Source organism: Pseudomonas sp. FP1154 (assembly GCF_030687245.1).
Classification (GTDB): Bacteria; Pseudomonadota; Gammaproteobacteria; order Pseudomonadales; family Pseudomonadaceae; genus Aquipseudomonas; species Aquipseudomonas rhizophila.
Map to the genome: position 1 here is coordinate 1,145,729 of NZ_CP117465.1, position 14,240 is coordinate 1,159,968.

13 protein-coding genes and 1 pseudogene are annotated in these 14,240 nt (G+C 60.7%); 6 read left to right on the forward strand and 8 right to left on the reverse strand.

All coding sequences use genetic code 11. The features are described 5' to 3' along the window. Positions 1-28 precede the first annotated feature (28 nt). From cmoB to PSH91_RS05185, 8 genes are all read right to left on the reverse strand, one after another. Positions 29-985, reverse strand: a complete 957-nt coding sequence (gene cmoB / locus PSH91_RS05150; RefSeq protein ID WP_305467498.1) for a tRNA 5-methoxyuridine(34)/uridine 5-oxyacetic acid(34) synthase CmoB — start codon at positions 983-985, stop codon at positions 29-31. Further along, on the reverse strand, positions 982-1,725 hold the full coding sequence (gene cmoA / locus PSH91_RS05155; protein ID WP_139051087.1) for a carboxy-S-adenosyl-L-methionine synthase CmoA: 744 nt from the start codon (positions 1,723-1,725) through the stop codon (positions 982-984). The genes cmoB and cmoA overlap by 4 nt, the downstream gene beginning before the upstream one ends. 95 nt (positions 1,726-1,820) lie before the next feature. Then, positions 1,821-2,456: a lysoplasmalogenase gene (locus PSH91_RS05160; RefSeq protein WP_047227495.1), complete on the reverse strand. Its 636-nt coding sequence runs from the start codon at positions 2,454-2,456 to the stop codon at positions 1,821-1,823. A 2-nt stretch (positions 2,457-2,458) separates the two neighbouring features. Beyond that, positions 2,459-2,851, reverse strand: coding sequence for a protease inhibitor I42 family protein (locus PSH91_RS05165; protein ID WP_107321546.1), 393 nt, complete (start codon positions 2,849-2,851; stop codon positions 2,459-2,461). A gap of 209 nt (positions 2,852-3,060) precedes the next feature. Beyond that, a complete protein-coding gene (gene lon / locus PSH91_RS05170) occupies positions 3,061-5,475 on the reverse strand; it encodes an endopeptidase La (RefSeq protein ID WP_047227497.1) in 2,415 nt (804 codons plus the stop codon). Positions 5,476-5,625: 150 nt separating this feature from the next. Then, a complete protein-coding gene (locus PSH91_RS05175; protein WP_047227498.1) occupies positions 5,626-6,939 on the reverse strand; it encodes an MFS transporter in 1,314 nt (437 codons plus the stop codon). A 172-nt stretch (positions 6,940-7,111) separates the two neighbouring features. Next, complete coding sequence (locus PSH91_RS05180) at positions 7,112-8,353, reverse strand: HlyC/CorC family transporter (RefSeq protein ID WP_305467501.1); 1,242 nt, start codon at positions 8,351-8,353, stop codon at positions 7,112-7,114. A 12-nt stretch (positions 8,354-8,365) separates the two neighbouring features. After that, positions 8,366-9,178 carry an inner membrane protein YpjD gene (locus PSH91_RS05185; RefSeq protein WP_047227500.1) on the reverse strand — a complete coding sequence of 271 codons (813 nt, stop codon included), beginning with the start codon at positions 9,176-9,178 and terminating at the stop codon, positions 8,366-8,368. Between the two features lie 207 nt (positions 9,179-9,385). On the opposite strand from PSH91_RS05185, the pseudogene ffh reads away from it, so the two are divergent. The 6 genes and pseudogenes from ffh to xerD all read left to right on the forward strand — a co-directional run bounded on the left by ffh (position 9,386) and on the right by xerD (position 13,985). Then, positions 9,386-10,763, forward strand: a pseudogene (ffh, locus tag PSH91_RS05190) (signal recognition particle protein). A 249-nt stretch (positions 10,764-11,012) separates the two neighbouring features. Then, on the forward strand, positions 11,013-11,264 hold the full coding sequence (gene rpsP, locus PSH91_RS05195) for a 30S ribosomal protein S16 (protein WP_003198088.1): 252 nt from the start codon (positions 11,013-11,015) through the stop codon (positions 11,262-11,264). A gap of 5 nt (positions 11,265-11,269) precedes the next feature. Beyond that, positions 11,270-11,806, forward strand: a complete 537-nt coding sequence (gene rimM, locus PSH91_RS05200) for a ribosome maturation factor RimM (RefSeq protein ID WP_047227502.1) — start codon at positions 11,270-11,272, stop codon at positions 11,804-11,806. Then, positions 11,788-12,597 carry a tRNA (guanosine(37)-N1)-methyltransferase TrmD gene (trmD, locus tag PSH91_RS05205; RefSeq protein ID WP_171061421.1) on the forward strand — a complete coding sequence of 270 codons (810 nt, stop codon included), beginning with the start codon at positions 11,788-11,790 and terminating at the stop codon, positions 12,595-12,597. Before rimM ends, trmD begins: the two co-directional genes overlap by 19 nt. 9 nt (positions 12,598-12,606) lie before the next feature. Next, positions 12,607-12,957, forward strand: coding sequence for a 50S ribosomal protein L19 (gene rplS / locus PSH91_RS05210; protein ID WP_003175895.1), 351 nt, complete (start codon positions 12,607-12,609; stop codon positions 12,955-12,957). Between the two features lie 131 nt (positions 12,958-13,088). Next, positions 13,089-13,985, forward strand: a complete 897-nt coding sequence (xerD, locus tag PSH91_RS05215; protein ID WP_047227504.1) for a site-specific tyrosine recombinase XerD — start codon at positions 13,089-13,091, stop codon at positions 13,983-13,985. The last annotated feature ends 255 nt before the right edge of the window (positions 13,986-14,240 follow it).

Sequence of the window (14,240 nt, forward strand, 5' to 3'; positions counted from 1 at the left end):
ACAGAGGGGGTTGTGGTACCTGGGCGATTTATTTCCGCGCCACAATCACCGCCCGCATTGGCGCCGGCAGTCCTTCGATGGTTTTGCTGTGGTCGGCGGGATCGAGAAAGTCGCTAAGCGACTGATACTTCATCCACTCGGTGCTGCGCTGTTCTTCCACAGTGGTCAAGCTCACGTCCACACAGCGCACATCGCTGAAGCCGGCGCGGCGCAGCCAGCGTTCCAGGGCCGGTACCGAGGGCAGGAACCACACGTTGCGCATCTGTGCGTAACGGTCCTCGGGGACCAGCACCTGATGTTCGTCGCCCTCGATCACCAATGTTTCCAATACCAGCTCTCCGCCCTTGACCAGGCAATCCTTGAGCGCCAGCAAATGCTCGATTGGCGAGCGGCGATGGTAGAACACACCCATGGAAAACACTGTGTCGAAGCCTTCCAGCTCCGGCGGCAGCGCCTCGAATGGGAAAGGCAGGTGCCAGGCGTTGGGCTGCGAGAGGTAGCGCTGCACCGCCTGGAACTGGCAGAAGAACAGCCAGTTGGGGTCGACGCCGATCACCGTGTCGGCACCGGCGCCGAGCATCCGCCACATGTAATAACCATTGCCGCAGCCCACATCGAGAATGCGCTTGCCCACCAGGTCCAGGTGCGGGGCGACCCGCGACCACTTCCAGTCCGAACGCCATTCGGTGTCAACGTGCACGCCAAACAGGTCGAAAGGCCCTTTGCGCCACGGCGACAGGCCCATCAGCGCAGTTCGCATCTGTTCACGGGTTTCGTCGCTGCAATCGGTGTCGAGGGTCAGGCCGTTCAGCAGGTCGATCCGGGTCGGTTGCAGCACCGGCAAGGCATCGAGGGCGCTTTGCCAACGCTCCAGGTCGCCATGACCCTTTTCCATTTTGCCGTCCAGTTGCGTTTGCAGCGTCGCGGCCCAATCGGCCAGAGGGGTGCCGGCCAGATGGCGGGCCAGGGGAGACAGATCAATCATGGCAGGGCAATCAACGAGGCAAAATTAAGACACTGGAACCACGGCACGACTTTCGAGAACCCGGCCGCCAGCAGGCGTTCGCGGTGTTCTTCGAGGCTGTCGGGCTTCATGACGTTTTCGATGGCGCTGCGTTTCTGGGCAATTTCCAGCTCGCTGTAGCCGTTGGCGCGCTTGAACGCCACATGCAGGTCGTTGAGCAGCGCGTGCTCTTGTTCATCGTTAAAGCGCAGCTTCTCCGAGAGGATCAACGCACCGCCGGGCAGCAGGGACTGGCGGATGCGGCTCAACAAGGCGGTACGCTGATCCGGCGCAATGAACTGCAGGGTGAAGTTCAGCGCTACCACCGAGGCCGGCTGGAACGTCAGGGCGAGGATGTCGCCTTCGATCACTTCAACCGGCAGCAACTCCTGGAACATCGAGTCCTGGCCGTTAAGGTACTCGCGGCAGCGCTCGACCATGGCCGCCGAGTTATCCACCGCAATCACCCGGCAACCGTCGGTGCGCACATGGCGGCGCAGGGCCTGGGTCACCGCGCCCAGGGACGAGCCCAGGTCGTAGAGGACGCTGCCCGGCTGGGCAAATTGCGCGGCGAGCACGCCCAGGTTCTCGACGATGGTCGGGTAACCCGGCACCGAACGCTTGATCATGTCCGGAAACACCCGCACCACGTCCTCGTTAAAGGCGAAGTCAGGCACCTGGGCCAGGGGCTGGGCGAATAGACGATCGGGTTCTTTGCTCACGGCAGTTCCAGCGGCATGGGTGGTGAAAAGGCCGGCATTTTAACCAAAAAACCTCTGGGAGCGAGCCTTTGTGAGCGCCGGGCTTGCTCTCTGGTTCAGTGGTTTTTTTGAGTGAAGGCCGACGCCGCAATGCCCCACTGGCCCAGCCAATAACTGATGATGATCAGGTAAGGCGCGGCATGAAAGGGCGCCACGAACCGGTTTATGCCAATGACGCTGTCGGAAAACACAAACGCCAGAGCCCCGGCAGCGGCCAGCCAGGCCGAGCGCTCGGGGACTTCAGTGCCCAATCGCGCCAGCGCACGCCAGAGCATGGCGCTGATGGCCAGGCCGTAGACAATCACCGGGACGAGCAAAGGCCCCAGACCGCTCGATATCAGAATCCCCAGCAGCGTTGCGCCAAGCCCCAATGCCAAAGCCAGCGATAGCAACGCCGGACGGCGACAGTCGCTGAGGTAGGCTTTCAGATAGGCCAGGTGCGCCAGCAGAAACGCGCCAAGGCCGAACACGAACAGATCCCCGGGCCAAGCCAGCAGCACATCGCCCACCAGCGAGAAAATCAGGCCCAGGCTGATCCAGCGTCGATATTCGCTGGGTGGCGCATCGTGCAGCCAGCCGAGCAGGGCCAGCACCGGCATCGGCTTGACCAGCAGGCACAGCAGGGTGGCATGCACAGTGAGCCCGTACACATAGGTGGCCGCGCCCATCAATGCAAGGATCAGCCAACCCATGGTCAATTCACCGAAATGGCGCAGTCGAAGGTTTCCACCGGCGGCACTTCAGGTGCCCAGGGCTGTTGATAAGTCAGGCGCAAGCGACCGGTTCCGGCAGCAAATGCCTGGAAACGCCAGGTTGATACTCCGGCCGCGCCGACGATGCCGGCGTCTTCCGGGTTGCGGTAAACCTCAGGCCCCAAGGCCTTCAGCACGCCGCCAGCCGAATCCTGGACCGCCCAGCGATAACCGGTGCTGGGGTTGCTGGGCAAATTCAGGATCAGGTTCTGGCCGTTAGTGAGCTGCACCGGGCACTGGCTCAGTTTTTCCACGGTCACGTTGTGTTTCGGTTGCGTGGCGCAGGCACTCAGCAGGGCGAGGCTGAAAGGGACGAGCAGGCGGGTGAGGGACATAAGGGCTCCGGCATTCACGACGAACGGCGAGCATAACCGAAGATGCTACTGGGTGTGTCAGCGGGGCATGTGTTGGATCTCATGGCCTTATCGCGAGCAGGCTCGCTCCCACAAGGGTTTGGTGTGGATCACACATGTTGTGAACAACACAAAGCCACTGTGGGAGCGAGCCTGCTCGCGATGAGGCCCGCACAAGCGCTACAGGACTATCAGAACAACACCTTGGCCACATCGGCAAACCGCTTGGCGAAGTGCACGGTGACGCCTTCCTTGAGGTAGTCCGGCAGTTCTTCGAAGTTGCCCCGGTTGGCTTCCGGCAGGATCAGCTCATTGATTTTCTGCCGTCGCGCCGCGATCACTTTCTCGCGCACCCCACCAATGGGCAGCACGTGCCCGGTGAGGGTCAGTTCGCCGGTCATGGCCACGCCTTTTTTCGGCGCCTGGTTGCGAGCCAGGGACAGCAAGGCGCTGGCCATAGTCACCCCGGCACTCGGACCGTCCTTGGGGGTGGCGCCTTCCGGTACGTGCAAGTGAACGAAGGCTTCGTCGAAGAACTTCGGATCGCCGCCAAACTGCTTCAAATGCGAGCTGACGTAGCTGTGGGCGATTTCCGCTGACTCTTTCATCACCTCCCCCAGTTGCCCGGTGAGCTTGAAGCCGCGATTGAGCGTGTGGATGCGCGTCGCTTCGATCGGCAGCGTCGCGCCGCCCATGCTGGTCCAGGCCAGGCCGGTAATCACACCGATGCCGGACAGCACTTGCTCGTTGCGGAACACCGGCTTGCCCAGCGATGCCTCAAGGTCCTTGGGCCCAAGCTTGATCACGGCTTTCGGGTCATCGATCAGTTTCATCACCGCCTTGCGCACCAGCTTGCCCAGCTGTTTCTCCAGCTGCCGCACCCCGGCCTCACGGGCATAACCGTCGATCAGGGCCTTGAGGGCGCTGTCGGTGATATTCAGGCTGCCTTTGGACACGCCGGCCTTGGCCAGTTGTTTGGGCCACAAATGGCGCTTGGCGATGGCGACCTTTTCTTCGGTGATATAGCCCGACAGGCGAATCACTTCCATCCGGTCTAGCAGCGGGCCAGGGATCGAGTCCAGGGTGTTGGCGGTGCACACGAAGAGCACTTTCGACAGGTCCAGGCGCAGGTCCAGGTAGTGATCGAGGAATTCGACGTTCTGCTCCGGGTCGAGGGTTTCCAGCAAGGCCGAGGCCGGATCGCCCTGGTAGCTCTGACCCATCTTGTCGATCTCGTCGAGCATGATCACCGGGTTCATCACTTCGACATCTTTAAGCGCCTGCACCAGCTTGCCCGGTTGAGCACCGATGTAGGTGCGCCGATGGCCCTTGATTTCGGCTTCATCGCGCATGCCGCCGACGCTGAAACGGTAGAACGGCCGACCCAGGGTTTCGGCGATGGACTTGCCAACACTGGTCTTGCCCACCCCCGGCGGCCCCACCAGCAGCACGATGGAGCCGCTGATTTCGCCTTTATAGGCACCCACGGCGAGAAACTCGAGGATGCGGTCCTTGATGTCCCCCAGCCCGGCATGGTGCTGGTCGAGCACCTTGCGCGCGTGCTTGAGGTCGAGCTTGTCCTGGCCATACACGCCCCACGGCACCGACGTCGCCCAATCGAGGTAATTGCGGGTGACCGCGTATTCCGGCGAGCCGGTTTCCAGGATCGAGAGCTTGTTCATTTCCTCTTCGATGCGCTTTTGCGCCTGGGCCGGCAAGTCCTTGCCCTCCAGCCGCTGCTCGAATTGTTCGATATCGGCGCTGCGATCGTCCTTGGTCAGCCCCAGCTCCTGCTGGATGACCTTCAACTGTTCCTTGAGGAAGAATTCGCGCTGATGCTCGCCAATCTTGTTGTTGACCTCGGCAGAAATCTCCTTCTGCAGCCGCGCGACTTCAACTTCCTTGCGCAGCATCGGCAGCACTTTTTCCATGCGCTTGAGCATGGGGACGCAATCGAGCACTTCCTGCAACTCACTGCCGGTGGCCGAGGTGAGTGCGGCGGCAAAGTCAGTCAGGGGCGACGGGTCGTTGGGGCTGAAGCGGTTGAGGTAATTCTTCAGCTCTTCGCTGTACAGCGGATTGAGTGGAAGCAGTTCCTTGATCGCATTGATCAACGCCATGCCATAGGCCTTGACCTCGTCGGTCGGCTCGCTTGGCTGGTGCGGGTATTCGACTTCCACCAGGTACGGTGGGCGATGGTGCTTGAGCCAGGTGCGGATGCGCACGCGGGTCAGACCCTGGGCAACGAACTGCAGTTTGCCGCCTTCGCGACTGGCGTGGTGCACCTTGACCAGCGTGCCATACAGCGGCAGCGCTGAGGTGTCGAAGTGGCGCGGATCTTCCTGGGGCGTATCCATGAAAAACAGCGCCAGGGAATGGTGTTCGGATTTGGCGACCAATTCCAGGGTTTCAGCCCAAGGTTCCTCATTGACAATGACCGGCAGCACTTGGGCCGGGAAGAACGGGCGATTGTGGATTGGAATGATGTAGACCTTGTCCGGCAGGTTTTGGCCGGGCAGGGCCAGGCCGGTGCCGGAGGAGGTGTGTTCGATGTGTTCGGAGTCGGCGTAATCGTTCGTGGCTTCAGTAGAGTGCTGGTCGCTCATGGGGCACCTGCGCAATGGAGTATGGGTCTTAGATGGGGCAGGCGAGGGGTGGTTTCAATGGTGGATGATTGTTAGCTGTTATTTCATTGCAAGGCATTCAGCCTTGTGACAGGTTCGGTGCGGGCCTGTCGCCGGGCCCGCACCGAGGGTTCAGGCGACCCTGTTCAAATCGTTATGGCGCGTCTCTTTCAGGCACAGTACCGCGATCACGCTGAGCACCGCGGCCCCCGAGACATAACCACCGACGTAGCTCAAACCGCCCATTGCCACCAGTTTCTGGGCAAAGAACGGGGCGGCCGAAGCGCCGACGATGCCGCCCAGGTTGTAGGCGGCCGAGGCGCCGGTATAGCGCACATGGGTGGGAAACAGCTCCGGTAGCAGGGCGCCCATGGGGGCGAAGGTCACGCCCATCAGAAACAGCTCGATGCACAGGAACAGCGCCACGCCCAAGGTTGTGCCCTGGGTCAGCAAGGGCTCCATGAGGAAGCCCGAGGCAATTGCCAGTACGCCCCCGATAAGCAATATCGGTTTGCGGCCGTAGCGGTCGCTGGCCCAGGCCGACAGCGGCGTCGCGGCGGCCATGAACAGCACCGCAAAGCACAGCAGGCCGAGGAAGGTTTCGCGGCTGTAGCCGAGGGTGGACACACCGTAGCTCAGGGAAAACACGGTCGAGATGTAGAACAGCGCATAACACACCACCATCGCCGCGGCACCCAGCAACGTCGGCGCCCAGTACTGGCTGAACAGCTCGACCAGCGGAACTTTCACCCGTTCCTGGCGGGCCATGGCATCGGCGAAGACGGGTGTTTCATGAAGCTTGAGGCGCACATAGAGGCCGACGATCACCAGCACCGCACTGAGCAGGAACGGGATGCGCCAGCCCCAGGAACGGAACTGCTCGTCGTCCAGGGTCATGGCCAGGGTCAGGAACAACCCGTTGGCCGCCAGAAAGCCGATCGAGGGCCCCAGTTGGGGAAACATACCGAACCAAGCGCGTTTGCCCTTGGGCGCGTTCTCGGTGGCAAGCAACGCTGCGCCACCCCATTCACCGCCCAGGCCCAACCCCTGGCCAAAACGCAGCACGCACAACAGGATCGGCGCCCAGGCGCCAATACTGGCGTAACCGGGCAGTACGCCGATCAGCGTGGTACACACACCCATCAGCAGCAGGGACGCCACCAGCGTGGACTTGCGCCCGATCCGGTCGCCGAAGTGGCCGAACAGCGCCGAACCCAGCGGGCGAGCGAGGAATGCGATGCCGAACGTCAGGAAGGACGAGAGCATTTGTGCCGTGCCTGAGGTTTGCGGGAAGAACACCGGCCCGATCACCAGGGCCGCAGCCGTGGCGTAGACGTAGAAGTCATAGAACTCGATGGCCGTGCCGATGAAGCTTGCGGTCGCCACGCGGGTGGCGGAGTTCGTCGGCGGGGCAGACACAGCTTCGTTGCAAGTGGTCGTTGTCATGCGGTTATCCCTGACAGTCATGTGCTCCGTTGGAGCTAATTATTATGGTCGAACTCCCTCGGCTCGCTGGCGCGCGCTGGATAAGCGGGTTGAGTATAGGAAGGGGGCTAACGATTCAACAAGAGAGCCCGTACACAATAGCGGCGCTTGCGCACAACCCTGTGGCGAGGGCTTAGGACGCCAGCGGCACCGAACTGTTGTGCCACACCAGCACCTGGCTGACGCGGTTATCCACGGTTTCGATGATTTCCAGCCGATAGCGGCCGATCTTCAGGCAGACCGGGCTTTCGGGAATGGTCTCCAGTGCTTCGGTCACCAGGCCGTTGAGGGTCTTGGGGCCTTCGCAAGGCAGGTGCCAGCCCAGGGTCCTGTTCAGTTCGCGGATCGACGCGGCGCCATCGATCATGAGGCGTCCATCAGGCTGGGGATGGACGTGGGGGTTGTCGAGGCTGTGCTCGCTTTCGAACTCCCCGACGATTTCTTCAAGGATGTCTTCCAGGGTGACAATGCCCAGCACTTCGCCATATTCGTCCACCACCATGCCCAGGCGTCGTTGCTGCTTGTGGAAGTTCAGCAATTGCAGCTGCAGTGGCGTGCTTTCGGGAACGAAGTAGGGTTCGTGGCAGGCAGCCAGCAGCGCTTCCTGGGTCAGGCTCGCATCCTTGAGCAGGTGGCGGATCTGGCGGGTATTGAGCACCGCTTCGACCTGGTTGATGTCGCTGTGAAACACCGGCAGGCGAGTACGGCGGTTCAGGCGCAACTGTTCAATGATGTCGCCGATGGGGTCGTCGAGGTTGATGCCATCGACCTCACTGCGGGGCACGAGAATATCGTTGACGGTAATGTTGTCCAGGGCATGGATGCCGGAAACCGGATGCGGCCGACCGCTGTTGTGTTCGGGTTCGTGATCGTTGCGCGCGGGTGTGGGCATTTCATCGTCGTTTTGCTGTACCACGCTTGCCTGGCGGGCAAACGGACGCAGCAGCAATTGACTGATGCCATTCAATAGCCAGGCAAATGGATAAAGAATCTTCAAGGGCACGCCAAGCAAGGCGTTACCCAACGCCAGTACCGCATCGGGATGGCGGGTGGCCAGGGTGCGCGGCAGGTAATCGGCAAAGACCAGCAGAGCCGCGCTGGTACCGAGCCAGGCTATCAAGGGGCCGTGTTGCAGCCAGGTAAAAATCGCCAGCAGTGTTCCGATCACCACCGCGAGGGCGCGGCAGAGGGTATTGCACAGAATCAGACTGTCCCGGGGGAAACTCAGCTTCGCCAGCGGTTTGTCACCGGCGCGCGAAGCCTTGCGTTGGGCCAGCAAATGCTGCTGGGCGGCTTCGATGGCCGTGAACAGGGCGGACCAGAGGATCAGCACGACCAGTACAGCGAACAGCGGGCCCACGGGCAACATATCCATCAGAGGCGTCCGTCAGACATGCAGAATGTATTCACGAACCAGCTTGCTGCCGAAGTACGCCAGCATCAGCAGGCAGAAACCGGCCAGGGTCCAGCGAATGGCTTTATGGCCGCGCCAGCCCAGCCGATTTCGGCCCCACAGCAGTACGCTGAACACCACCCACGCCAGGCACGCCAGCAGGGTTTTGTGCACCAGGTGCTGGGCGAACAGGTTTTCGACGAACAGCCAGCCAGAGATCAGCGACAGCGACAGCAGCGTCCAGCCGGCCCAGAGGAAGCCGAACAACAGGCTTTCCATGGTCTGCAAGGGCGGGAAGTTGCGGATCAGCCCGGAAGGGTGCTTGTGCTTGAGCTGGTGATCCTGCACCAGCAGCAGCAAGGCCTGGAACACCGCGATGGTGAACAGGCCGTAAGCGAGGATCGAGAGCAGGATGTGGGCCAGGATGCCCGGTTCTTCATCGATGATCTGTACCGTGCCCGACGGCGCGAATTGCGCCAGCAGCACCGTGGCCAGGCCCAGCGGGAAAAGCAGCACCAGCAGGTTTTCCACCGGGATGCGTGAACAGGCCAGCAGCGTCAGGGCGATCACGGCCACGGCAATGAGGCTGGCGGCGTTGAAGAAGTCCAGGCCCAGGCCAATGGGCGTCATCAGGTGGGTATAAAGGCTGGCCGCGTGGCCGAGCACCGCCAGCACGCCAAGCATGACCAGCAGGCGTTTGTTCGCCTTGGCGCCGGTGGCCAGGCGGGAGCCTTGATAGAGGGTCGCAGCGGCATAAAGACAAGCGGCGGCGAGGGAGGCAAGCAAACTGGGTGACAAGGGGAGCATAAATCCTGTTAGGCAGGCCCGAAAGGCGCTGAGTTTGGCATAGAATCCCCATCGCACGAAAGACCAGCGCAACTGACGGCGAGGTGTGCGCCGGGCGCAGTCTTCGCTATAATCCGCGACCTGCCCACGCCGCAGGCTCGCCGAGCACATTTTTTACGGTCTGGGCCGCCATTATCCCGGTCTTATCTGGGCCTGAAAGGATCGCGCATGTTTGAAAACCTAACCGACCGTCTCTCGCAGACGCTGCGCCATGTCACCGGCAAGGCGAAGCTGACCGAGGACAATATCAAAGACACCCTGCGCGAAGTGCGCATGGCGTTGCTCGAAGCCGACGTCGCCCTGCCGGTGGTCAAGGACTTCGTCAATTCGGTCAAGGAACGCGCCGTCGGCGCCGAGGTGTCGCGCAGCCTGACGCCGGGCCAGGCGTTCGTGAAGATCGTCCAGGCCGAACTCGAAAGCCTGATGGGCGCCGCCAACGAAGACCTGAACCTGAGCGCCGTGCCGCCAGCGGTGGTGCTGATGGCCGGCCTGCAGGGCGCGGGCAAGACCACCACGGCCGGCAAGCTGGCGCGCTTCCTTAAAGAGCGCAAGAAGAAGTCGGTGATGGTGGTGTCCGCGGACATCTATCGCCCGGCGGCGATCAAACAGCTCGAAACCCTGGCCAACGACATCGGCGTGACGTTCTTCCCGTCCGACCTGAGCCAGAAGCCGGTGGACATCGCCCAGGCGGCTATTAAAGAAGCAAAACTGAAATTCATCGACGTGGTCATCGTCGATACCGCCGGTCGCCTGCACATCGACGAAGAGATGATGGGCGAGATCAAGGCGTTGCATGCCGCGATCAACCCGGTGGAAACCCTGTTCGTGGTCGATGCCATGACCGGCCAGGACGCGGCCAACACCGCCAAGGCGTTCGGTGATGCGCTGCCGCTGACCGGCGTGATCCTGACCAAGGTCGACGGTGATGCCCGTGGCGGTGCCGCGCTGTCGGTCCGTGCCATCACTGGCAAGCCGATCAAGTTCATCGGTATGGGCGAGAAGAGCGAAGCGCTCGAGCCGTTCCATCCCGAGCGTATTGCCTCGCGGATCCTCGGCATGGGCGACGTGCTCAGCCTGATCGAGCAGGCCGAGCAGACCCTCGACAAGGACAAGGCCGACAAACTGGCCAAGAAGCTGAAGAAGGGCAAGGGCTTCGACCTCGAAGACTTCCGCGATCAGCTGCAACAAATGAAGAACATGGGCGGCCTCGGCGGCCTCATGGATAAACTGCCGAGCATCGGTGGCGTGAACCTGGCGCAGATGGGCAATGCCCAGGGCGCGGCTGAAAAGCAGTTCAAGCAGATGGAAGCCATCATCAACTCCATGACCCCGGCCGAGCGCCGCGACCCTGAGCTGATCAGCGGTTCGCGCAAACGCCGCATCGCCATGGGGTCCGGTACCCAGGTGCAGGACATCGGTCGCTTGATCAAGCAGCACAAGCAGATGCAGAAGATGATGAAGAAATTCTCCGCCAAGGGCGGGATGGCCAAGATGATGCCGCGGCATGGGCGGTATGTTGCCCGGCGGCGGCATGCCGAAAATGTAAAGAATCTGCGCCGGCTGTCATGCCGGCGTTGCCCCGCACGGATGCGGGGATCTCCAGAACCCGTGCTGCACGGGAGCTGACCTGCCGTTTTTCATGACGGCTCTATGGCAAATCTTGATCGCATGGCGCCAGGCGCCGGAAAAAGACATTTGCAAAAGTCCGGATATTCCTTAGAATATGCGGCCTTTCGGGCACCTATGCCCGCTGTGCATTTAGATTTGCAGCACCGACTACAGGAACGATGTTCACATGCTAACAATCCGTCTTGCCCTTGGCGGCTCCAAAAAGCGCCCGTTTTACCACCTGACCGTAACCGACAGCCGCAACCCGCGTGACGGTTCCCACAAGGAGCAGGTTGGTTTCTTCAACCCTGTTGCCCGTGGTCAGGAAGTTCGTCTGTCCGTGAACCAAGAGCGCGTAGCCTACTGGCTGAGCGTTGGTGCACAACCTTCTGAGCGTGTTGCTCAGTTGTTGAAGGAATCGGCTAAGGCTGCGGCCTGAGCAATATGAACGCGACGCCAAAAGATGCTGATGATTTGATCGTTGTCGGCAAAATCTATTCTGTTCATGGCGTTCGCGGCGAAGTGAAGGTGTATTCCTTTACTGATCCGATCAAAAACCTGTTGGACTACAAAACCTGGACGCTCAAGCGCGAAGGTAGCGTGAAACAGGTTGAGCTGGTCAGCGGACGTGGGAACGACAAGTTCCTGGTCGCAAAGCTCAAGGATCTCGATGATCGTGAAGAAGCGCGTCTTCTGGCCGGTTTTGAGATCTGCGTGCCACGCAACCTGTTCCCTGAACTGACCGACGGCGAGTACTACTGGTACCAGCTGGTGGGTCTGAAGGTCATCGACCACCTCGGGCAATTGCTCGGGAAAATCGATCACCTGCTCGAGACCGGTTCGAACGATGTCATGGTGGTCAAGCCTTGCGTCGGCAGCCTGGATGATCGCGAACGCCTGTTGCCCTATACCGAGCAATGCGTGTTGGCCGTCGACCTTGCAGCAGGCGAGATGAAGGTGGAATGGGATGCGGATTTCTAAACGTGGCTAATTTGCGCGTTGAAGTCATCACGTTGTTTCCCGAGATGTTTTCCGCCATCAGCGAGTACGGCATAACCAGCCGCGCGGTGAAACAGGAGCTGTTGCAGCTTACCTGTTGGAATCCGCGGGACTACACCACGGATCGGCATCACACTGTGGACGATCGCCCGTTTGGCGGTGGTCCGGGCATGGTGATGAAGATCAAGCCCCTGGAAGACGCTCTGGTTCAGGCCAGAACCGCAGCCGGGGAGGGCGCGAAGGTGATTTACCTGTCGCCCCAAGGCCGTCAGCTGACTCAGTCGGCGGTACGCGAGCTGGCAAATTCGGATGCATTGATCCTGATTGCCGGCCGTTATGAAGGCATTGACGAGCGTTTTATTGAAGCTCATGTCGATGAAGAGTGGTCGATTGGCGACTATGTACTGTCTGGCGGCGAGCTGCCGGCGATGGTCCTGATCGATGCGGTTACACGACTGCTGCCTGGAGCTTTAGGGCATGCAGATTCCGCCGAGGAAGATTCCTTTACGGATGGTCTGCTGGATTGCCCGCACTACACCCGACCGGAGGTGTATGCGGATCAGCGTGTTCCCGACGTGTTGCTAAGTGGCAACCACGCGCACATCCGGCGTTGGCGTTTACAGCAGTCCCTTGGTCGGACCTATGAACGACGCGCCGATCTTCTGGAAAGCCGCTCGCTTTCTGGAGAAGAGAAGAAGCTGCTCGAGGAATATATCCGCGAGCGGGACGATAGTTCACAACGTATCGATGGTAAGTCCGACGACTTGCCTTAGGAGCACAGCATGACTAACAAAATCATTCTTGCACTCGAAGCAGAGCAGATGACCAAAGAAATCCCTACCTTTGCCCCGGGCGACACCATTGTCGTTCAGGTGAAAGTGAAGGAAGGCGACCGTTCGCGTCTGCAAGCGTTCGAAGGCGTTGTTATCGCCAAGCGTAACCGCGGCGTAAACAGTGCATTCACCGTTCGTAAAATCTCCAACGGTGTTGGCGTAGAGCGTACTTTCCAGACCTACAGCCCGCAAATCGACAGCATGGCTGTCAAGCGTCGCGGTGACGTGCGTAAAGCCAAGCTGTACTACCTGCGTGACCTGTCCGGTAAAGCAGCTCGCATCAAGGAAAAACTGGCTTAAGTCCAGCTTCCGATGCAAAAAAAGCAGCCTGCGGGCTGCTTTTTTGTTGCCTGCGATTTGGTCTTTGAGCACCCTGCATCTCATCATTTCCATTTCGATGCCGCGTACGCACGCATCCCTCATGAGTTTTTATGCCAGCCATTGATCACCCGCTGATAGACCAGTTTCTCGACGCCCTGTGGCTGGAGAAGGGGCTGTCCGACAACACCCGCGATGCCTATCGCAGCGACTTGGCGCTGTTCAATGGCTGGTTGCAGGAACAAGGCCTGGAGCTGGCCAATGCCGGGCGAGAGTTGATCCTCGATCACCTGGCGTGGCGTCTGGAGCAGAACTACAAGCCGCGCTCGACCGCACGTTTTCTCTCGGGTTTGCGTGGGTTTTATCGTTATTTACTGCGGGAAAAGCTGATTGCGGTGGATCCGACCTTGCGCGTGGAGATGCCGCAGCTGGGGCGACCGTTACCCAAGTCCCTGTCTGAAGCTGATGTAGAGGCGCTGCTGGCGGCGCCGGATCTCAGCGAAGCCATCGGTCAGCGCGACCGGGCCATGCTGGAGGTTTTGTACGCGTGCGGCCTGCGGGTCACCGAGCTGATCAGTCTCACGCTGGAGCAGGTCAACCTGCGCCAGGGCGTGCTGCGGGTGATGGGCAAAGGCAGCAAGGAGCGTCTGGTGCCCATGGGCGAAGAGGCAATCGTCTGGGTTGAGCGCTACATGCGCGATGCGCGTCATGAACTGCTGGGCGGGCGTCCCAGTGACGTGCTGTTTCCCAGCCTGCGCGGCGAGCAGATGACTCGCCAGACCTTCTGGCACCGTATCAAGCACCAGGCCAAGGTGGCCGGGATCGGCAAGTCACTGTCCCCACACACCTTGCGCCATGCCTTCGCCACGCACCTGCTCAACCACGGCGCCGACTTGCGTGTGGTGCAGATGCTGCTGGGCCACAGCGACCTGTCCACCACTCAGATCTACACCCATGTGGCTCGGGCGCGGTTGCAGGATCTGCACGCCAAGCATCACCCCCGAGGCTGAATGAAGATCCCTGGATTGATGAGTACCCGATAGCCCATGTGGGAGCGAGCCTGCTCGCGATGACGGTGGCGCATTCAAAATCAATGCAAGCTGACCCACCGCTATCGCGAGCAGGCTCGCTCCCACAGGGAGTTGTGGTGAGCGCCAGATAGGTGAACCCACGCCAGCACACAGAAAAAAGGCATCCATATGCCTTGTATCACCGGCATTCGGCCATGCGGGCCTTATGTGGTAGGCTTTGCCGGTTTGCACAGT

Bases quoted from the DNA above. Each gene is read 5' to 3' on its own strand.
- cmoB (WP_305467498.1), bottom strand. From the start codon at position 985: ATGATTGATCTGTCTCCCCTGGCCCGCCATCTGGCCGGCACCCCTCTG.
- PSH91_RS05160 (WP_047227495.1), bottom strand. From the start codon at position 2,456: ATGGGTTGGCTGATCCTTGCATTGATGGGCGCGGCCACCTATGTGTAC.
- PSH91_RS05165 (WP_107321546.1), bottom strand. From the start codon at position 2,851: ATGTCCCTCACCCGCCTGCTCGTCCCTTTCAGCCTCGCCCTGCTGAGT.
- lon (WP_047227497.1), bottom strand. From the start codon at position 5,475: ATGAGCGACCAGCACTCTACTGAAGCCACGAACGATTACGCCGACTCC.
- PSH91_RS05175 (WP_047227498.1), bottom strand. From the start codon at position 6,939: ATGACAACGACCACTTGCAACGAAGCTGTGTCTGCCCCGCCGACGAAC.
- PSH91_RS05180 (WP_305467501.1), bottom strand. From the start codon at position 8,353: ATGGATATGTTGCCCGTGGGCCCGCTGTTCGCTGTACTGGTCGTGCTG.
- PSH91_RS05185 (WP_047227500.1), bottom strand. From the start codon at position 9,178: ATGCTCCCCTTGTCACCCAGTTTGCTTGCCTCCCTCGCCGCCGCTTGT.
- rpsP (WP_003198088.1), top strand. From the start codon at position 11,013: ATGCTAACAATCCGTCTTGCCCTTGGCGGCTCCAAAAAGCGCCCGTTT.
- rimM (WP_047227502.1), top strand. From the start codon at position 11,270: ATGAACGCGACGCCAAAAGATGCTGATGATTTGATCGTTGTCGGCAAA.
- trmD (WP_171061421.1), top strand. From the start codon at position 11,788: ATGGGATGCGGATTTCTAAACGTGGCTAATTTGCGCGTTGAAGTCATC.
- rplS (WP_003175895.1), top strand. From the start codon at position 12,607: ATGACTAACAAAATCATTCTTGCACTCGAAGCAGAGCAGATGACCAAA.
- xerD (WP_047227504.1), top strand. From the start codon at position 13,089: ATGCCAGCCATTGATCACCCGCTGATAGACCAGTTTCTCGACGCCCTG.